20 protein-coding genes are annotated in these 19967 nt (G+C 59.9%); 2 read left to right on the top strand and 18 right to left on the bottom strand.

Annotated elements, in window-relative coordinates:
• Window positions 1-95: 95 nt before the first annotated feature.
• The gene (locus VEI50_06380) at window positions 96-2183 is read right to left on the bottom strand and encodes a GAF domain-containing sensor histidine kinase (GenBank protein ID HXX74736.1); all 2088 of its coding nucleotides are present in this window, start codon (window positions 2181-2183) and stop codon (window positions 96-98) included.
• Between the two features lie 177 nt (window positions 2184-2360).
• On the opposite strand from VEI50_06380, the gene VEI50_06375 reads away from it, so the two are divergent.
• On the top strand, window positions 2361-2618 hold the full coding sequence (locus tag VEI50_06375; protein HXX74735.1) for a hypothetical protein: 258 nt from the start codon (window positions 2361-2363) through the stop codon (window positions 2616-2618).
• Window positions 2619-2815: 197 nt separating this feature from the next.
• On the opposite strand, the gene VEI50_06370 is transcribed toward VEI50_06375, so the two are convergent.
• The 13 genes from VEI50_06370 to thiS all read right to left on the bottom strand — a co-directional run bounded on the left by VEI50_06370 (window position 2816) and on the right by thiS (window position 15248).
• Window positions 2816-3130, bottom strand: coding sequence for a type II toxin-antitoxin system RelE/ParE family toxin (locus tag VEI50_06370; protein HXX74734.1), 315 nt, complete (start codon window positions 3128-3130; stop codon window positions 2816-2818).
• Window positions 3127-3357 carry an addiction module protein gene (locus tag VEI50_06365; protein ID HXX74733.1) on the bottom strand — a complete coding sequence of 77 codons (231 nt, stop codon included), beginning with the start codon at window positions 3355-3357 and terminating at the stop codon, window positions 3127-3129. Before VEI50_06365 ends, VEI50_06370 begins: the two co-directional genes overlap by 4 nt.
• A gap of 320 nt (window positions 3358-3677) precedes the next feature.
• A complete protein-coding gene (locus VEI50_06360; GenBank protein HXX74732.1) occupies window positions 3678-4133 on the bottom strand; it encodes a hypothetical protein in 456 nt (151 codons plus the stop codon).
• Between the two features lie 185 nt (window positions 4134-4318).
• Complete coding sequence (locus tag VEI50_06355) at window positions 4319-5722, bottom strand: dicarboxylate/amino acid:cation symporter (GenBank protein ID HXX74731.1); 1404 nt, start codon at window positions 5720-5722, stop codon at window positions 4319-4321.
• A 164-nt stretch (window positions 5723-5886) separates the two neighbouring features.
• Window positions 5887-6891, bottom strand: coding sequence for a M23 family metallopeptidase (locus VEI50_06350; GenBank protein HXX74730.1), 1005 nt, complete (start codon window positions 6889-6891; stop codon window positions 5887-5889).
• A complete protein-coding gene (pafA, locus tag VEI50_06345) occupies window positions 6888-8264 on the bottom strand; it encodes a Pup--protein ligase (protein ID HXX74729.1) in 1377 nt (458 codons plus the stop codon). The genes VEI50_06350 and pafA overlap by 4 nt, the downstream gene beginning before the upstream one ends.
• A 293-nt stretch (window positions 8265-8557) precedes the next feature.
• Window positions 8558-9244, bottom strand: coding sequence for a proteasome subunit alpha (gene prcA, locus VEI50_06340; protein ID HXX74728.1), 687 nt, complete (start codon window positions 9242-9244; stop codon window positions 8558-8560).
• A 2-nt stretch (window positions 9245-9246) separates the two neighbouring features.
• Window positions 9247-10074, bottom strand: a complete 828-nt coding sequence (gene prcB / locus VEI50_06335; protein ID HXX74727.1) for a proteasome subunit beta — start codon at window positions 10072-10074, stop codon at window positions 9247-9249.
• A gap of 33 nt (window positions 10075-10107) precedes the next feature.
• Complete coding sequence (dop, locus tag VEI50_06330; GenBank protein ID HXX74726.1) at window positions 10108-11607, bottom strand: depupylase/deamidase Dop; 1500 nt, start codon at window positions 11605-11607, stop codon at window positions 10108-10110.
• A gap of 11 nt (window positions 11608-11618) precedes the next feature.
• Window positions 11619-13232 carry a proteasome ATPase gene (gene arc, locus VEI50_06325; GenBank protein HXX74725.1) on the bottom strand — a complete coding sequence of 538 codons (1614 nt, stop codon included), beginning with the start codon at window positions 13230-13232 and terminating at the stop codon, window positions 11619-11621.
• Between the two features lie 287 nt (window positions 13233-13519).
• Window positions 13520-14155, bottom strand: a complete 636-nt coding sequence (gene thiE / locus VEI50_06320) for a thiamine phosphate synthase (protein HXX74724.1) — start codon at window positions 14153-14155, stop codon at window positions 13520-13522.
• Between the two features lie 53 nt (window positions 14156-14208).
• Window positions 14209-14985 (bottom strand): thiazole synthase, encoded by a 777-nt coding sequence (locus VEI50_06315; GenBank protein HXX74723.1) that lies wholly within the window; start codon window positions 14983-14985, stop codon window positions 14209-14211.
• Window positions 14982-15248, bottom strand: coding sequence for a sulfur carrier protein ThiS (gene thiS, locus VEI50_06310; GenBank protein ID HXX74722.1), 267 nt, complete (start codon window positions 15246-15248; stop codon window positions 14982-14984). Before thiS ends, VEI50_06315 begins: the two co-directional genes overlap by 4 nt.
• Window positions 15249-15374: 126 nt before the next feature.
• Between thiS and VEI50_06305 the strand changes: the two genes are divergently transcribed.
• Window positions 15375-15833 carry a histidinol-phosphatase gene (locus tag VEI50_06305; GenBank protein HXX74721.1) on the top strand — a complete coding sequence of 153 codons (459 nt, stop codon included), beginning with the start codon at window positions 15375-15377 and terminating at the stop codon, window positions 15831-15833.
• Here the strand turns inward: VEI50_06305 and VEI50_06300 are convergent.
• From VEI50_06300 to ftsE, 4 genes are read right to left on the bottom strand one after another with little or no spacing between them, the layout of a single operon-like run.
• Entirely contained in the window at window positions 15830-17197 is a 1368-nt protein-coding gene (locus tag VEI50_06300) for a S41 family peptidase (protein HXX74720.1), read from the bottom strand. The two genes, VEI50_06305 and VEI50_06300, sit on opposite strands and share 4 nt — an antisense overlap.
• Before the next feature lie 24 nt (window positions 17198-17221).
• The gene (locus VEI50_06295; protein ID HXX74719.1) at window positions 17222-18406 is read right to left on the bottom strand and encodes a peptidoglycan DD-metalloendopeptidase family protein; all 1185 of its coding nucleotides are present in this window, start codon (window positions 18404-18406) and stop codon (window positions 17222-17224) included.
• Window positions 18403-19302, bottom strand: coding sequence for a permease-like cell division protein FtsX (ftsX, locus tag VEI50_06290; protein ID HXX74718.1), 900 nt, complete (start codon window positions 19300-19302; stop codon window positions 18403-18405). Before ftsX ends, VEI50_06295 begins: the two co-directional genes overlap by 4 nt.
• A complete protein-coding gene (gene ftsE / locus VEI50_06285) occupies window positions 19299-19967 on the bottom strand; it encodes a cell division ATP-binding protein FtsE (protein ID HXX74717.1) in 669 nt (222 codons plus the stop codon). The genes ftsX and ftsE overlap by 4 nt, the downstream gene beginning before the upstream one ends.

The following is a 19967-nucleotide window of genomic DNA, read 5'->3' as shown; positions in this document are numbered from 1 at the left end:
GAACGGGAACTGCAGATAGGAGCTTATGGCTTATCGCGTATGGCACGACCAAAGAGCTGAGAGTTGATGGCTGAGAGCTTGCGGCACGTGAGGCGTTAGGCGAGGCGAGAGCGAGCGGGGGGACCGTCGACCGAGAGCGTGACATGGAATGACGTGCCCATCCCTTCCTTGCTTTCGACCGTGATCGTGCCTCCATGGGCGTCCACCACGTCTTTCACGATCTTCGTGCCGAGTCCGGTCCCGCCGACTTTGCGGCTGATCGCCTGGTAGGTGAAGAGACTGTCCCGGACCTCGGGCGACATGCCCTTCCCGGTGTCGATGATCGACAGCACGATCTTTTTCCCTGATGGATCCGTGCGGCCCTGCACGGTCACCGAACCACCCGACGGCACTTCGGGGATCGCATTGCTCACCAGGTTGTAGATGGCGTTGAAGAGCCGGCTTTCATCGGCCTGAATCACCGGCAGGGTCTCGAGCCTCTCCGTGCGAAGGAGGACCTGGCGTTCGTCGGCCAGGATGTGGAGCGTCGCGTACACGCCCGACACGATGTCGGTGACGCGGCAGGGGGCAAACTGCAGGGGCCGCGTCAGGCCCTTCACCGAATCGGCGATCTCTTTGACCCGGTCGTGAATGCGGTGTGACGATCGTCTGATCATCTCGATGAGCTCCTGCGCCACCTCGTACCCCGGCTTCATCGCGTTCACCGCTGGCTCCGGCAACTGTGTGAAACAGTCCCGCAATTCTCCCTCCAGGAGTGCGGCTCCGCTCTGGATCGGCATGAGCAAGTTCTTGAGATCGTGGCCGATATCGCCCGCCACTCGCGCCACTTCGGCCAACCGCTGCTCCTCCACCAGGCGGGCTTCGGTTCGGCGGAGTTCCTCTTCGATCCGCTTGCGGTCAATGAACAGACCGAGCCTCATCCCGAGATTGGCCACCATGTGGAAGTCGTCTTGATCCGGCTCACGGACTTCACGGAAGAAAAATTCCATGACGCCGTAGGTCTCGTCGCCTTTCTGAACCGGACAGGCGAATGCGCCGCGCAGGCCCACCTTTTCGGCCATCGTGACCCGCCGGAACGTGGGGTCCGCGACCACGTCGGGAATCCAGATCGGCTTGCCGGCCGCCCAGGTTCGTCCGACGAGTCCCTCGCCGCGCCGGAACGTCCGGCCGCGGCTATCCTGCACGAACGCCTCCGCCTCCATCTGCGGCGCATGCCACAGATCGACAAGCCGGAGTTCCTGTTGCGGCTCGTCCACCCCCCAGAACATACCCAATTCCCAGTCGAGGCTCTCCCCGATCGCTTGCAATATCGCTTGCAACACGGTGTGGCCGAAGTCTTTGAGGCTCACCGGATCGGCCAAGACTCGCGTCACCGCGTACTCCGAGGCCAGACGCCGTCCAGACCGTTTGGCCTCCGCCAGCGCGCGTCGGGTTTCTCCGACCATTCGCAGATAGCCGCGGCTCACATACGTCAGCGCCAGCACGTAGGCGGCCAATCGCACGAAATGCCAGACCCACCATTCGCTATGCCACGGGGCCGAAAAGAGGAACATCGTTTCGGCCAAACCGAACAGGATCCCCAACGATGCCAAGAGCTGATGTTCCGGCCTGCCGGTCCGTCTGGACTCGAGCCAAAACCCCGCCGCACCGGCGAGGAACAAGAGGGCGGCGACGCCGTTCACCGCGAGGGCGATCGGCGCGAATTGGTCCTCCACCGTGAACCGGGGCAGGTGCTGGGGAGCGGCGATGACGACCGTCCCGAAGGTGACCACGACGGCGGTGACGAGATAGGGAATCAGTTCTCTGGTCCGCTCACCGAACAGTCCCCGCGGATGCCACACAAACGAGAAGGCCACGCCCCCGAGGAGGCTGGCTGCGCTGCGCAGGAGCACGAAGCCCTCGCCGATCGAGGACACGGCGTGGAACTCTTCGAGTATCCCCATGCCCAGTAATCCGCTCGCCACTCCCTGGAGCCGCTCGTCTTCCCACTCCCCTTTCCGCGCGAGTAACACCAGCCCCGTGAGGATCGCCGCCAAGCCGCCCACCGCTTCGATGGCAGCATGCAGGGGCGCGTCGACCCAGATGCGTTGAGGCCATAGAAGATGGATGAGCAGACCAATCAGCAGCGCGACAGGCGCGAGACAGACCGGAATGAGCGGGTGCATGAACGGCGGGCGTTTCATCTCAGGCTCCCCGTGCGCGTCCGGCAGTTAACAGAACGAGTCAGGGACATTACGACGAGATGGAATAAAGGTCAAGCCGACGGCTCAGCTTGGTCAGACGACCGCGTCTTCATCACGATGGCGCTTGACCAATTATGGAAAGACGCGTAGAGGATTCGATCGAACGAGGAGGGACCTATGCCACCCAAGAGGAAAGGTCCGCGCAAGCGGGGACCACGTCGGCCGGCAGGGCGGGTGAGGAAGGGCCCGTCGGCTGAGAGCGGAGGAACTGGGCTCCATCGCCGACTGGACGAGTTGATCGATCGAATCGACATCGTGCTGCCGGAGGTGACGGCCCGGGTTGCAGCACTGGAGCATCTGCTGCTGGAACTGAATCTGTGCACGATGGATGACTTGCGCGGCGCGCGCCAGTTCGTGCGGATTCAGGAAGCCTAGCAGCAGAGGACCCGAAAGTGCTGAGTGCTGCTGGCCGAGGGAGCCAGAGCGTATGGCGTATCGCGTATGACACAAGCAGAGTGCTGATGGCTGATCGCTGATAGCTAATGGCGAGATCGGTCTATCTCGTTGATCGGACTGAGGAGATGGAATGCACGTATTCTTCTGGGGCAGGCGCGGGGTCTGTGAACGGCTCTTTACTGTGATGGGTTTGATGAGCCAAGGCGGTCTTGCCAGTAACCGGGGCGGCGGCGGAGATGCATGACGGCGAGGACCACGATTTCGTCCATGGTGGCGGCATACAAGATGCCGAAAGGAAATCGCTTCAATAAACGACGTCGGATGTCCTGCTTTACTTTCGGAGCGGCCTTTGGATGGGAGGTGATTGCTGCAACCGTCCGTTCAACCTCAGCGAGAAATTCCGTTCCTAACCCCATTGATTCGGTTTCATAAAACCGTGCCGCCTCCGTCATTTCCTCCTGAGCGGGGGGAAGAAACACGACGACGGTCATTTGAGTTGGGATTTTGCTTCACGAAAGACTTGATCGACTGGCTTGGCAGTTAGTTTACCCTGACGGTAGGCTTGGTAGCGGCGTTCAGCTTCTTCCAGCCAGGCTGCTTCCGCATCGATATCCTCTCCGGGATCGATGCTGGCAATCAAGTGTTGCGCCAGCAGTGCACGCTCTTGTGCCGGCAAACGCCGGGCTTCCCGCTCCAGTTCTGCTACTGATTTTGGCATAGGCGCCACCCTCCAAGGTGATGGCCTAACTGTACGGCGATTTCATGCCCTTTGCAATGGGTTCTGCTGACCGTGCGGATGGTGCAACAGAGAAGAGCGGGACGAGCGTCGCGGATGGGAGGCGTCAGGGAATAAGAGCGTATGGCGTATGGCAGGACCAAGGAGCTGATGGCTGAGAGCTTGCAAGACGTGAAACGTGACGCGTGATGCGAGGGGGGCTGAAGAGCTGAGAGCTGATGGCTAATAGCTTGCGACACGGGAGGCCCTTCGACATGCTCAGGGCAGGCGGGAGGCGGGTTTGTCTGGTTTGTCCGGGTCGTTTAGTTGGTCTTGTGTGTCTGGTTGCCGGAGTTGTCCGGTTCCCACTGCCTCCCGGCAAGGGTGATCCATTTAAACGTGCGGCGCGTGCGTTTCCGCAGAATGGCGAGGAGAACGGTGAGCCATACGATGCTCACGACGATGAGGCGGTCTACGACCGGCGCCAGCGCCAGGATGCGGAGGGAGATGTGGCTTCGGACGATCGTGAGACCCGTGACGATAACAGCCACGGCAATGAGTGGACAGACATCGTCCTCCGCAGACCAGAGGGCGACCCAGATGACCGGGACGACGAAGAATCCATACCAGGGCACGCCCTGAAATCGAGGCTGCAGGTCCAGCGCTGCCACGGCACAGGCGAAGGCGATCGCGAGGACCAGCGTCCAGATATTGGTCTTCGGTTTTCTCACGCTCTCAAGGCGGTCCCACACGCCCTCATCCAGCTTACTGGCCGCCACCCGCTTGTACAACCGGAATTATCCATCTGAATGGCGGTTTCTCTGGTTTGTCCCGTTTATTTCGTTTGTCTGGTTGTTCTGGTTTATCTGGTTAATTTCGTCCATCGATTGGACCAACGAAACGAACCAAACAAACCACATAAACCAGATGGACGAGCGCGAGCAACAGGACTGGCGAGACGCGCTCAGCGGGACATCGTGGTGTTGGGCTCCGAGGATCCGGACAACAACGGGATGGGTTCGGCGGCAGTCTGCTTGTCACGCCCGATGTCGAGGAGGATGGCAACGAGTATATCGCTCAGGACATTCACGCCTGAGCGGGCTCTGGCAATGATCCAATCGACCGTGAGGATCAATGGAATCGCGGCGGCAATGATGTGATTCGGCAACCCGGCCGCAGAGAGGACGAGCGGCAAGACGATCAGGCCCGCTTCCGGAATTCCCGCCACCCCGACGCCAGCGACGATCGATGCCATGACGATCAGGAGCTGATTGGCCATCGGCAGATGGAACCCCAGCGCCTGCGTGAGAAAGAGCGCGGCCATCGCTTCATAGAGGGTGATGCCGTCGTTATTGAGGTTGGTGCCGACGCAGGCGGAGAGGCGTGCGGATTCGGGTGAGACCTTCATCCGTTCGAGGCACCGGAGCGTGACCGGGACGGTGGCCAGACTGCTGTTGCACGACACGGCGGTCATGATTGCATCGGCGCTTTGGCCGAAGAATTCCTTGGGCGGCTTCTTGCCGACGAGCCAGGCGACGGCGGGATAGTAGACCAGCGCATGCAGCCCGAGGCCGAGCAGCGTCGCGGCGAGAAAAATCCAGAGGACGGAGAACGCGCCGATCCCGGCCCTCCCGACGACATAGGCCAGGACGCCGAAGACGGCGAAGGGGATGGCACGGACGATCCAGCCGAGCGCCTGCATGAGCAGGCGATAGACGTGCTCGATTCCCTCCGCGAGTCTGCCTGCCCCCCTCCCGCTCGATTCCCTCGCGGTCCGCACTCGGCGAAGGAGGGCGCCCGTGACGAGCGCGAGTATCACGACCCCGATCACGTTATTCGTCGCGAAGGGGCGCAGCATGCTCTGCGGAATATAGGCGACAAGGCTTTCAAACGGTTTCAGCTGATCCGACGCGAACCCTTTGGACGAGGCGGCCGACGATGCTGTTGAGCCGGGCATGACATTCAGCAGCTCATCCATGTGGTCGGACCAGGCCAGACCCGGCTTCCAGGTGTTCATGATCACGAGGCCGATCGTCATGGCAACCGAGACGTTGATGAGGCAGATGGCAAGCAGCCTGGTGCCCTGGCCCAGCGGGATGTTGGTGCGCATGAACCCATCGACGATCGCGAAGAAGATGAGCGGAATCGCCAGCGTCTTGAGCAGCGTGACGACGAACAGGCCGAGCTGGCCGAGGTCTTCGTTGCGCAGTCCGCCCCAGTAGGGTTCCTGGCCGAACGCGGCTCCGAATGCCGTTCCACAGGCCACGGCGATGAGGACTTGCGTGTAGAGCGGCAACCGCGGACGGCGGTTCGGTACCTGGTCCTCTGCTGGAGTTTGTTCCGCTTGCAAGTGGTCGGTGCTGGTCACCGAAGATCTTTCTGAGGGAGCCTTATCGGTAGAGCTGATGCAGCATACCGCTTTCCCCTCAAGACATCGCCCTAGATCCGAACGCTAGGCGCGTATGACGCATGGCGTACACGGACGGAGTATCTGGGCCTATCCGGCCTTCAGCCCGCTCGAAGTGATGCAGGCTAATCTTTCACTGGAACGGCCGGCACGGGAGCGGCTGTTTCCGGAGCAGCGACCGTCGTGGCGGGGGAAGAGCCGTTCTTGAACGGGAGATCGAGCAACGCATAGGGGTTCACACGAGCACCGTTCAATTTGACGCCCCAATGGAGATGCGGCCCGGTGGCACGGCCGGTCACACCGACCTTGCCGATGATCTGGCCCGCCCTCACTAAATCGCCGTCTTTGACGAGAACTTCCGACAAATGGAAATACATCGAGTAGAAGCCGAGGCCATGGTCGACATAGACTCCCCGGCCGGACAAGAGGTGATCGACGGTGATCCGCACAATCCCGTCGTTGGTGGCCGCCACGTCGGTGCCGATCGGCGCGCCGATGTCTTCGCCGTTATGGGGGCTCCTGGCTTGGCCGTTCATGATCCGGACACTGCCGAAGATGCCGGTGCGTTTGCCGTTGACCGGCTCGATGAAGTCGCTCCGCCACAACCGGAGACGTGAATTTTCCGCCAGGGCTAGCTTCACCTGTTCCTGCTCGGCCTTCCACCGCGCCCGGCTTTTTTCATCGAGGTCGACCTTGTCCTTGGGCAGCGTGAGATGCTCGACGTGAAATTTTTCTTTGACCACCAGTACGTTGAAGCTCAGCTTGCGAACCTGCTCGCCCGATTGAACGTCGATCGCCAATTCATGGGTTCCCGGCTCATCCTGCATGTCGATCCCGAGTAGACCTACATAGCCCGGCGCCCCTGCCGACCGGGGATCGGGGAAAAACGGAATCGCCCGCGTGAGGAACGTTCCCCGGACCTCCGTGGCCTGTTCATCAGCAGGGATCTTGACTACAATTACCTGGCCCTGCTTGCCACTGTACTGCCCGTCGATGCCTTTCGGCTGCGTCGGCGTATTCGGAAACAGCTCGACGGGAAACACGCTGGCCAGCAGCACGACCGCCGTCACGACCGTGCGGTCGAGTTGCGAGATGCGCAGTCGGGCTTTTTTGATCGCCGGAATAATCATCGGTAGAACCGTAATCCCGAGACCTGGGACACGAGCTCATCCACCCGCCGATTCACGGCGCTGAAGGGATCCATACAGAGGATCGTTTCCTCCCAATAGCCGTTCAGTTTGAGATAGGTCCAGTCCACCGTATACGAGCGATTCTTCGCCCGGGCGAAGCGGATGAAATCGCCGCGCACCTTGGCCCTCGTGGTCTGCGGCGGCGTCGACATGGCCCGTTGGACCGATTCTTCCCCGACGATCCGCTCGATGAGCCCGCGCGACTCCATGAGATAATACAACCCGCGCGTCCGCTTCACGTCGTGGAACTGGAGATCGAGCAGGAAGACCCGCGGATCGTCCCAGCCGCATCCCTTCTTGTCCGCGTACGACTGAATGAGGTGTTTCTTGGTGATCCAGTCGACTTCCCGGACCAACTGCATCGGATCGTCTTCCAATCGATCGAGCATCGAGGCCCATCGTTCGAACACATCGTCGTGGATCGGATCGTGGTCCTGCTGCGCCAGATAGTCTTGCGCCCGGTCCAGGTAGACGCGCTGAATTTCGATCGCGGTCATCTGCCGGCCGTCGTCCAGTTTGATTTTGCGTTTGAGCGTGGCGTCGCGGGAGATTTCACGGATCGCCTTGACCGGATCTTCCAGCTCCATGCCGTGCACGGTGAAGCCCTCTTCGATCATGGAGAGGACCAGCGCGGCGGTCCCCACCTTCAGATAGGTGGCATATTCGGACATGTTGGAATCGCCGACGATGATGTGCAGGCGGCGGTACCGTTCGGCATCGGCGTGCGGTTCATCCCTGGTATTGATGATGCTGCGCGAGGAGGTCGTCGACGAGGAAGTCTTTTCGTGAATGTGCTGGGCGCGTTGCGAGATGAAAAACTGCGGCTTGCCGGAAACTTTCAGCACTTTTCCCGCGCCGGTGTAAATTTGCCTGGTCACGAAAAACGGAATCAGCTGTTCCGTGACCTTCCAGAAATCGACGTCGCGGCGCATGAGAAAATTTTCGTGGCAGCCGTAGGTGTTGCCGAGCGAGTCGGTATTGTTCTTGAAGATATAAATCTCGCCCGAGAGGCCTTCCTCGCGCAGCCGTTCCTCCGCCGCCGGCAGACACGCTTCGAGCAGCCGCTCTCCGGCCTTGTCGTGCACGACGAGATCGAGGATGTTGTCGCATTCCGGCGTCGAATACTCCGGATGGCACCCCGTATCCTGGTAGAACCGCGCGCCATTGACGAGGAACGCGTTGGAGGGCCAGCTGTTGGGGATCAGGCCTTCGAAGATATAACCCAGCACCTTCTCCATCGGCAGATAGATGCGGCCGTTCGGGGAGAAGATCAGGCCATACTCATTCTCCAGGCCGAAGATCCGCTGTTTCATGGGTCCGGGGGGCATCATAACTAATGTTAACAGAATACACGCGAGCCCGGCCTTCTTCAACTGAACGTCGAGAATGGCAATCAAACGGAACTAGCTAGTTGGTGGAAAAGATGTGACCACAGGGGAAACACAGGGGGCGCGCAATCGCGGATGGCATCAGTGCACCCTGCAGGATGGTCAAAAAGGCCGTTCAGCGCGGCCGCAGTGAGCGAAGAGGCGAGGCGTACTTTGTCCCGTACGGTGAGCCTCTAAGCGACGCGAGAACAAAGCTGACGGACTTTTTCAGCATCCTGCTACGCGGAGAGGAGTTGCTTGATCTCGGCAGGAGAGAACCGACGGAATTTTCGGCCGTCACGGGTCCGATCGAGCGCGGCGACTTCCAGCCCCTCGACCGGCAATTTCTGATTGGAGGTCTGTTCCAGCGCCGAGACACAGAGGCTCAGCACGGCTTTGAGGTTCGGCGGCTGGGCCGCCGCTTTGTCCTTCAGCGCCGTCTGGACGGCATCGGATTTCCCACCGATCACCGCAAAACTCTTTTCGTCGATGATGCTCCCGTCGAAGGAAATCCGGTAGATTTCGTTGGTATGGCCGTTATGTCCGACCTGCACGACGAGAATTTCGACTTCGAGCGGCTTGAGTTCCTGACTGAAGATCGTGCCGAGGCTCTGGGAATAGCCGTTCGCCAGAGACCGTGCCGTGACGTCTTCGCGGCTGTACATGAACCCCTTGAGATCGGCGTGACGGATGCCCGCCTTGCGCAGGTTTTCGAACTCGCTGTACTTCCCCGCTCCCGCGAAGGCGATGTTGTCGTAGACCTCGGAAATTTTGTGGAGCGACGCGCTGGGGTTATCCGCCGCCAAGAGAATCCCGTCGGCATATTCCATGGCGATGATCGACCGGCCCTTGGCGATGCCTTTCTTGGCATACTCCGCCTTGTCCTGCATCATCTGCTCGGGTGAGACGTAGTAGGGCAGCGGCATGATCAGCTCTCCTTGGACCGTCTGGTGGCGAGGACCCCGTCGTAGATTCCGCGGATCTGTTGTTCGGACACGTCGGTGATGCCGGTGGCATTCACGATTTTGGCCGTCGGATAGATACCCCGCACAAGATCCGGCCCGCCGGTCCCGACATCGTCATCCGCCGCGTTGTAAAGGGCAAGGAGGGCCAGTTTCAGCGCATCCTGTTCGGCCATCCCTTTTGTGAAATGTTCCCGCATCGTATTGCGCGCATCTTTGCCGCCGGATCCAATGGCATGATAGTCCGACTCTTCGTAGCGTCCTCCGGCGAGATCGTACTTGAAGATCCGCCCTTCGGTGCGTTTCATATCGTAGCCGACGTAGAGCGGCATCACGACGAGCCCCTGAAACACCATCGGCAGGTTGGCCTTGACCATCTGTCCGAGCTTGTTGGCCTTCCCCTCGCAGGACAGTTGGACCCCTTCGAGTTTTTCGTAGTGCTCCAACTCGGTTTGGAACAACTTGGCCATTTCGATGCACGGCCCGGCGGCTCCCGCGATCGCCATGGCGGAATACTCGTCGATTTTGAACACCTTTTCGATCCGCCGCTCGGCAATCTGGTACCCTTCGGTCGCGCGCCGATCGCCCGCAATCACCACCCCCTGCTGGTACTTGATCGCCAGAACCGTCGTGGCCTGGGGAACTGTCATCGGCACCTGCGCACGAGGCGATTCGATCGGAGCCGGCGTCGAAGCGGTCCAACTCCTGCCTGCAGGGGTGAGGTCGGGATGGTGACGGGTCAGGAAGTTGAAGAAACTCGCGTCGTCATGGTTTGGCAGAAATGGCAGCTTCATGGTGGCGTCAGGAGGGAACGTGGCCCACTGCGATCACGCCTTCAGTCTCTCGAGCAAAGACGCCGCGCTGTCTGACTGTTCGAACAGTTCGGCGGTCAGCGACTCGGTCCCGCGAAGCGGGTCCATGAGCGGAACTTTCTTAATGGTGGTGTTGCCGATGTCGAAGAGCACAGACGTCCAGCTCGCACCGTACAAGGACTTGCCGAACTTCCCGGCGCACCGGCCGCGGAAGTAGGCGCGGGTCCCGGAAGGCGGCGTGAATTCGGCGCGCACGATTTCGGCCTCCTGCACCACACGCTCGATCATGTTGCTGCGCTCCAGCGTGTAGTAGAGACCCCTGTCCTGACGGACGTCGTGGTACTGCAGATCCATGAGCCGCACGCGCGGGTCGTCCCATCCGCACCCCTTCCGCTCCATGTACGATTCGATGAGATGGCGCTTGGCCACCCAATCCAGCTCGCGCACCAGTGTCCGGGGGTCCCGCTCGAGTTTCTCCAGCACCTCTTCCCATCGGACCAGGATATCCTTGGTGACCTGGCTGATTTCGTGGCAGGCGTAGAAATTCATTGCCGCCTTCAGGTATGCGCACTGAATCGCCACGGCAGTCGTGGCGCGACCTCCGGCGAGCTTGAGCGTGCCGTTCATCGTTAGGTCGCGCGACACCTGTTTGATCGCGAAGACCGGATCTTCCAGGTCGAACTGCGGCAAGTCCGCCCCTGCCTCTACCAGCTCAAGCACGATATTGAGGGTTCCGACTTTCAGATAGGTTGACACCTCCGCCATGTTCGCATCGCCGACGATGACGTGCAGGCGGCGATATTTTCCGTAGTCGGCATGGGGTTCGTCGCGTGAATTGACGATCGGCCGCCGGACCATCGTATTGAGGTCGACGAGGCATTCGAAGAAATCGGCTCGTTGGGAGATCTGGTACTCGGCCGGACTGGTCTGGTTCTCCGCTCCGACCTTCCCCGCCCCGGCATAGATGGGCCTGGTCACGAAGAACGGCGCGAGCACCTTGACCAGACGGTCGAACGGCACCGATCGAGAGACGAGATAGTTCTCGTGGTACCCGTAGCTATTGCCTTTCCCGTCGGAGTTGTTCTTGTAGATGACGCACAGTTCGCGGCCCCTCGCGCTCGTCATGCGATCAAGAGACTGGGCGAGGATGCGCTCCCCGATCCGCTCGAACGCCACGACTTCCCGCGCGTTGGTGCATTCGGGAATCGAGTACTCGGGGTGGGCGCCATCGACGTAGAGACGTCCGCCGTTCGCCAACACCTTATTGAGTTGCCGGTTGTAGTCCGGATTGGGCCGTTCCCGCTCCCCGTCCACCTCAAATCCCCGCGCGTCGAGCAACGGGTTCTCGTTTTCGTAATCCCAGATGGCTTGCGGCGCCGGCAGTCCGGGGTAATGCCCGATCACGGCGATCGAGTTCGACACGGGATCGGAAGCAGTGGCATCGCGTGACGCGATCCCGAACTCCGTTTCCGTTCCCAGTACGCGAGAAGTCGTCGGCGGTTTCACGTCTGGCATGGAGTCAGGTCTTACAGATAATGGCCCGTCGTCATGGTTTCAATCTGTCGCGACTCGGTCGATCCGCCGCTGATCGTCCGGAGGTGGACGATCTTTTCACCTTTCTTGCCGGCGACCTTGGCCCAGTCATCGGGGTTGGTCGTATTGGGGAGGTCTTCGTGCTCCTTGAACTCTTCCCGGATCGCGCGGATCAGATCTTCGGAGCGCAGCCCGCGGCCTTCCTGCGCAATCGCGCGCTTGACCGCGTACTTCTTCGCTCGCGCGACGATGCCTTCAATCAACGCACCGCTCGCAAAGTCTTTGAAGTAGAGAATTTCTTTCTCACCGTTGGCGTAGGTCACCTCGATGAATTTGTTCTCCTCCGAGGCGGCGTACATCGCGTCCACGGTTATCGTGGTTAAGTGCTCGACCAGCGCCTGGGCGTCTCCGCCATGACGCTTCAACTCGTCCTCGGCGAACGGCAGGTCCGGGCTCAGGTACTTGGAGAAGATATCCTTCGCCGCCACGGCATCCGGGCGCCCGACCCTGACCTTCACGTCCAGCCGGCCGGCACGCAGAACGGCCGGGTCGATCAAATCCTGCCGGTTGCTCGCGCCGATCACGATGACGTTCCGCAACCGCTCGACGCCGTCGATCTCGGACAGGAACTGCGGCACGATGGTCGACTCAACATCGGAGGAAATCCCCGTGCCCCGTGTTCTGAAGAGTGCGTCCATTTCATCGAAGAACACGATGACGGGATTGCCGTCCGCGGCCCGTTCCTTCGCCTTCTTGAAGACTTCGCGCACCTGACGCTCGGATTCGCCGACATATTTATTCAGCAACTCCGGCCCCTTCACGTGCAGGAAGTAGCTGCGGACTTCCTTGCCCGTCAGATGCCCGAGTTTCTTCGCGATGGAATTCGCCACGGCCTTTGCGATCAATGTTTTCCCGCAGCCCGGCGGCCCATAGAGTAATACGCCCTTTGGCGCACTGAGTTTGAAATCCGAGAAGAGTGCCGGGTGCAGGAACGGCAATTCCACGGCGTCGCGCACCTGTTCGAGCTCATGCTGCAACCCGCCGATCTGGGCATAGTCGACGTCAGGCACTTCTTCCAGGACCAACTCCTCGGCCTCGGACTTCGGCAGTTTTTCGATGACGCAGCCAGACCGCGGATCGTAGAGCAGGTGATCGCCGACGCTCAGCCGCTCGAGCAACAACGGATCGCCCAGCTCGGCGACTTTCTCTTCATCAAAATGCAGCGTCACCAACGCGCGGTTGCCTTCCAACACGTCCTTCAGCCTGACGACTTCTCCCTGCACGTCGAAGGCCTTGGCCTCGATGACGTTGAGCGCCTCGTTCAGGACGACCTCTTGTCCCTTGCGGAGCGCTTTCGCTTTGATCGACGGATGCAGGCTGACCTTCATCTTCCGTCCGGAGACGTAGACGTTCCCCGTTCCGTCCGGATTCAAACTGGAAAAGATGGCGTAGGTGGACGGCGGTGCCGTCAGTTTTTCGACTTCGGCGCGCAAGGCTTCGATCTGCGCCTTGGATTCCTGAAGCGTGGCGACCAACTTCTCGTTCTGTTTGGTGGCTTGGTCGAGCTGGTACCGGGATTGATACAGCCGGCGGAGTTCGTCTTCCATCGACTGGATCTGCACACGAAGCTTGTCGACTTCACGGGCATGTTCGTCGTTTCGGTGGATCACGTCCGTTTCTCCCTCGGATAATCGATTCGTGATGTGCCTGACGGAATCTCTGAGGGACCGGAGTCGGCTCGGACTTTCTTTCTTCTCACCCATGAAGAGGCTCGCGGACTCGCGTCAATCCTTATCAAGATCGAGAAGTCCAAGTCTTGGCGGATTCTATCATCCGTTTTTTTCACGGTCAACTGGACTGCAAGATCTCGCACGACGATATGAGCACATCACGATCATGACGACGACATCGACACTGCATCGAGCAACTCACGCACCGCGCGTTCGACATCATCCGCAGCGAGCACGGCCGTTACCACCGCGACGCCGAACACACCGGCGCGTCGCACGTCGCGCGCGCGCGTCGCCGTCACTCCGCCGATGCCGATCACCGGCACGCGGATACGTCGACACGCTTCTTCGAGCGCACGCACTCCGAGCGGCGCGCCGTACATAGCTTTCGACGGCGTCTCATAAACGGGCCCGAGGACCACATAATCGGCTCCTTCGGCTTCGCCGCGCACCACTTCGTCGACGGAATGCGCGGAGAGTCCGATGACACGCTGTCCTCCGAGCAGTTTCCTCGCCACGGTGACCGGCAGACTATTCGCCCGCAAGTGCACGCCCACGTTGTCGAGCGTCATCGCGACGTCGACGCGGTCATTGATCAGGAGCTGAGCTCCTGAGGCGATCGTGAGCCGCTGCACGTCCCGTGCAAGACGCAGCAGGTCACGTGAAGAGAGATCGCGTTCGCGAAGCTGAATGGCTCGGACACCGGCCGCGAGTGCACTCGTCAGCACATCGAGCAGCGGGCGTCCACCGGTCTGTTGACGATCGGTGACGAGCAGCAGACGAAAATCAACGGCGGGCATGAGAGAAGTACTGCGCAGCAAGTGCTGAGTGTTGAGACTCAATCAGCACTTCTCTATAACATCCCCTCGATGGGACTGCTGGCCGTGGCGTACAACTTTCGCGGAATGCGTCCGGCTTTGTAGGCCAGACGTCCGGCATGCACGGCGTATTTCATCGCTTCGGCCATGGCAATCGGATCCTGGGCACCGGCAATCGCCGTGTTCATGAGCACCGCGTCGGCTCCATACTCCATCGCCAGCGCCGCGTCGGATGCCGTCCCGACACCGGCGTCGACGATGACGGGAATCTTGACCTGCTCCATGATGATCTTGAGATTGTAGGGATTACGAATGCCTAGACCGGACCCGATCGGCGCCGCCAACGGCATCACCGCGGGGCAGCCGATATCCACCAGCTTCTTGGCCACGATGGGGTCGTCGTTCGTATAGGGCAGGACGATGAATCCTTCCTTGATCAGAATTTTGGCGGCTTCGATCAGCCCGGCGGTATCGGGGAACAGCGTTTTCTCATCGCCCAGCACTTCGAGCTTGACCAGATCGGACACGCCTGCCGCCCGCGCGAGCCGCGCATAGCGCACGGCGTCTTCGACGGTATAGCACCCCGCCGTATTGGGGAGGATGACGTACTTCTTGGGATCGAGATAGTCGAGCAGATTCTCTTTGGAACGATCTGTAATGTTGACCCGACGGACCGCGACCGTGACGACCTCAGCCCCCGAGGCTTCGATCGCCTTTTGCGTTTCGATAAAATCCTTGTACTTGCCGGTTCCCACCCACAAGCGGGATTTGAATTCTCGTCCGGCAATCGTCAGCCGATCATTCGTGTTCATCGTCCACTCCATACACTATCGACGGTCCTGGGAGTGATTGCTCTATTTACACCGCCGCCGCCGATAAAGCTGAGAATCTCCAGCCGGTCGCCGTCCTTGATCCCGCGCCGATCAAACTCTTTGCGATCCAGGATTTCCAGGTTCAGCTCGACCGCGACGCGCTCGCTCGTGATATCCAGTTCGCGCAGCAGTTCTCCGACCGTCGCCCCTGCCCGCCAGGGACGCGATTCCCCGTTCACCTGGATTTGAATGGATTCGACCATGTCCGTCATCCTATGGGACCAGAAAACCGGTTGTCAACAAACCCGATATCCCGCCGGTCCCCTTGCCTCCGGCCCTTCCACGGTTGCAGAATATTACTATTATTGTGAATCTGCCTTGTACACCCCATGTTTGAGCACAATCAACAGGTGGCGACACTCTTTCGATCCATGGCCGACCTCTTGGCGGCGCGGCGCGACAATCCCTATCGGATCAGAGCCTATCACCGGGCGGCGGACAGCATCGAGGGGCTTGAGGAAGACGTGGCGGACGTCGCGAGACGACAGGTGCTGGAAGACATTGACGGGGTCGGCCGGGACTTAGCGGATAAGATTGTGGAGATTTTGCAGACGGGGACCTTCCAAGCGTATGAGGCGTTGCGGACCCCGCTTCCCGACGAAGTCAAACACTGGGCGGGCCTGCCGGGCCTCTCAGAATCACTCGTGAGTTACCTGTACACCCGTCTCAACATTCGAACCCTGCCCGCCCTCGAACAGCTTGTGCGATCGCACCTGCTTCGGACGATCCCCGGGTTTTCCGGGTCGGAGGAGACGCTTCTGGAGGCCATTCGACGGCTGCGTACTTAGGACTGCGCCTGAGGGAGTCCCTTGAAAATCTTCCAGCTCTTTAAGAGCTCCACGGCTTTCTGCAGCTGCACGTCTTGCTCCAGTGAAGGCTCGCCCGCCACATCAAACGATAGCGGCGCCGGTGTCGTCCCGTTCTTGGTTCCCTCTTCCGACGGTTTCCCGTTCGTAGCCGGTTGGTCTTTCGCGGCCGGCGGTTTTGCGGTCTTGGCGTCAGCTTCTTTTTCACCCGACTTCCCCTCGCCCGCCTTCGCCGTGGTCGTTGGTTGCACCTTCACGACAATATCCGGCGTGATGCCCGTCGACTGGATCGACCGGCCCTTCGGGGTGTAGTACTTTGCCGTGGTGAGGCGCAGCCCCGACCCGTCCCCGAGCGGGAGTATGGTCTGCACCGAACCCTTCCCAAACGACGTCGTCCCGACAATCACCGCCCGTCCCCAATCCTGCAACGCCCCGGCAACAATTTCAGACGCGCTGGCCGACCCTTCGTTCACCAGAATAATCATAGGGGCGTCTTCCATCTGATCCTTGCCTTTTGCTAACCATTCGTCCTTCTTACTCTCGCGCCCTTTCGTGTAGACCACCAACTTCCCGCTGGGGAGGAATTGCTCGGACACTTCCACCGCTGCCGTCAGTAACCCGCCCGGATTATTCCGCAAATCCAAGATCGTCCCTTGAACTTTTTGCTCTTTGAACTGTTTCAGCGCTTTGCTCAGATCCCGGCCGGTCGCTTCCTGAAACTGAGTCAACCGGACGTACCCCATATTCTCCATCGTTTTGGCTTTGACGCTCTCGATCTTGATCGTATCGCGGATGAGCGTGAACTGCAGGAGGTCCGGTGTGCCGTCCCGTTGCACGGTCAGGTTCACCTTGGTCCCCTTCGGTCCCCGCATCTTTTGCACCGCATCCATCAGCGTCAGATCTTTGGTGGACTCATCGTTGACCTTGGTGATGAAGTCGCCGGCTTTGATACCCGCACGGTGAGCGGGCGTGCCTTCGATCGGCGCGATCACAGCCAGGCGATTTTCTTTCACGCCGATCTGGATCCCGACGCCGCCGAACTCACCCTTCGTCTCCACCTGCATCTCCTTGTACATCTCGGGCGTCATATAGGCCGAGTGGGGATCGAGGGTCGACAACATGCCGCGAATCGCTCCCTGCACGAGGTCCTTGACTTTGGTCTCATCGACATAATTTTTCTGCACCTGGGTCAGGACCTCTGAAAAGGTCTTCAGTTCCTCATACGTTTCCGTCGCATGCCCCGTTCGCTCCCAGCCTTTGCCGATGAGGACCCCGAACACGATCGCGATCGCGATCGCGATCAGCGGTGCCATCAGCCAGAAACGTCGTCGTGGATACTGTTCCATGGTTCTCACATCCTTTCGCGTTCGTTATCGTTTCGCCAACCATTGGAGGGGGTCGACGGGGTCCGCCCCCTCTCGCAGCTCGAAGTATAAAGTATTTTCGCCCGTCATGCCCGTATCTCCGGTTTCGCCGATCGCCTGACCGGCCGTCACCTGCGCTCCTACCGAGGTGAGAATCTTGGACGCATGGGCGTAGAGTGAAAAGAACCCGTTGGCATGATCGATAATTATAACGAGTCCGTATCCTTTCAACCAGTCGGCATAGACCACGGTGCCCGGCATGACCGCATGGATGCTGCTCCCTTCGGACGTCCGGATTTCAATGCCCTTCCGCTGCACGTAGGTATTGAAGGTCGGATGTTTCTGCCGGCCGAAATACGTGATGACGCTCCCTTCCGCCGGCCAGGGTAGTAGGCCTTTCAATCCGCGCGGCAGGCTCCCGGCGGGGGGCTTGACCATCGCAGCGCGACGGCGGTTTTCCAGTTCGCGCAGGAGGCTGTCGACCCGCGAGGCGGATCGCTCAAGCTCCTGCAGGGCTCGCTCGTACGATTCCTTTTCATGGGTGATGCTGGTCAGATACACCCTCTTTTCCTTTTTGAGCGCTTTGATATCGTTCAGGTGTTTTTCGGTGCTCTGCTTATAGACCAGCATGTTGGTACGGGCGTCCTCCCGTTGGCGCTCCGCTCGTTGCATCAGCTCGACATCGGCGCGGAAGGTTTCCATCAGTGCATAGTCCCGTTCCGAGACGGCAGAAAGATACAAAAGCCGCCGCTGGAAGTCACCGTACGAATCCGAGGCCAGCAGCGTTTTCCAATGGCCCAGCCGCCCTTCCATATATTGGATGCGCAGGCGGGCTAAGATCGCATCCCGACGTTCGTCGATGTGCTCCCGGAGAGACGACATCTGCCGCGTGAGCGTGTCGATTTCCTGATCCTTCTTCCGGACCTTCCGGCTGATATCCTGATGCGCCTGTCGATATTGGACGAGTCGTTCGTCCAATGATTGAAGCCCCTGTAACACCGAATCGCGCTTTTTGCCTGCCTCATCCGCTTGCTTGCGCTTTTCTTCAATCTGATCCTTGAGTTGATCGAGCGTCTTGCGTTCCTTTTCGATCTTGTCGCTCAGCGTGTCGGTTCCGGCTCCGATCGATACCATGGGAGAGAGACTTCCCGCGATCACGGCGGCGAGCAACAGCTGCCTCGACCTCGTCATACCTTCGCCTCCACGAAACGCCGCAGCGAGACGAAGCTGCCGGCGCAGCCGAGCCCCATCCCGACGATGATCAATGCTAGGCAGATCTCAGGAGAGAAAAATGTCACCATCTGCTCCAAACCGGCCAGGCGGCCCATCGCACGCACTTGTTGTCGAAACACTTCGTAGACGACCTTCAACATGATCAGCGACACCGTACTGCCTAAGGCACCCAGCGCCGCTCCTTCCAGCAGATAGGGGATGTGAATAAAGGTCCTGGTCGCTCCGATGAGCCGAAGAATGGCCAATTCGTCACGCCGCGCATAGAGCGTGAGCCGTATCGTATTTCCGATAATCGTCACCGCCGCGGCCGACAACACGACTCCCACTCCGATGGCAATCAACTCAATGGACCGTATCACGGTCGCCAAGGCATTGATCCAATCCTGATTATAATCGACCTTCGCAACCCCTGTGATAGTCCGGACACGTTCCGCCCAGCGCTTGACGGCATCCGGCGCGCGATATTGCGGGGATAAGGTGACGACAAACGAGGCCGGCAACGGATTCTGCCCCAACCCCTCGAGGAGATGGGATTCTGACGGAAACTGTGCTTTGAATTCACCGAGCGCCTGTTCTTTGGAGATAAACACTAATGACGCGAGCGCACGATCGCTTCGCAACTGTTGTTCGATCGTCGCCGCCGATTCGCGCGAGACCCGATCATCCAGATAGACCATAATCTTGACGTCCTCCTGGAGCCAGCCGGCCGCGGCGCGCAGATTCACAAAGAGCAACAGAAAAATGCCGACACAGGCCAGTGTAAAGGCCGTGGTCAGGATGGCCACCATCGTCGTGGTCCGGTTGGTCCGGAGGTTGGCCCACGCCTCCCGTAACAGGTAGAAGATGGTTCTCATGCCAGCACCCGCTGTTCCGGCAGCAACATCCCCTGCTCCAGCTTGACCACCCGTCGATTAACTTGCGCCATGACGAGCGGATCGTGAGTGGCCACAACGACCGTCGTGCCACGGGCGTTGATGAGTTTGAAGAGTTCCATGATCTCGCTGGTAAGTCCGGGATCCAAATTCCCGGTCGGCTCATCGGCCAGCAACACCACCGGACCGTTTACAATCGCCCGGGCAACGCAGACGCGCTGTTGCTCTCCTGTCGACAAACCGACGGGCAACTGGTCTCGCTTGTGGTCTACACCGACCGCTCGCAACGCCTCGGTCACCTTGCGGCGGATGTCGACCGCCGAGGCTCCCTGCACGACCAGCGGCAGCGCCACGTTGTCAAAGACGGACTTTTTCGGCAAGAGGCGGAAGTCTTGAAAGACCGTCCCGATCTTTCGGCGCAGATAGGGGATTTCCGAAGACTTGAGTTTCGTGACGTTCTTGCCCTGCACGAACACATGTCCGTCGTCCGGCTGTTCGGCCCCGATCAGCATCCGGAGGAGCGTCGATTTCCCGGACCCGCTCGGTCCCATCAGCAATACGAATTCGCCCTTTTCGATGTCGAGCGTGACATCCGTGAGCGCCGCTCTCCGATTATAGTACTTGAAGACGTGAATCAGTTGAATCAT

It is taken from the genome of Nitrospiraceae bacterium, assembly GCA_035623075.1.
GTDB lineage: Bacteria > Nitrospirota > Nitrospiria > Nitrospirales > Nitrospiraceae > DASPUC01.
Note: the sequence above shows the minus strand (reverse complement) of the source record. Positions and strands in the feature narration are given on the sequence as shown.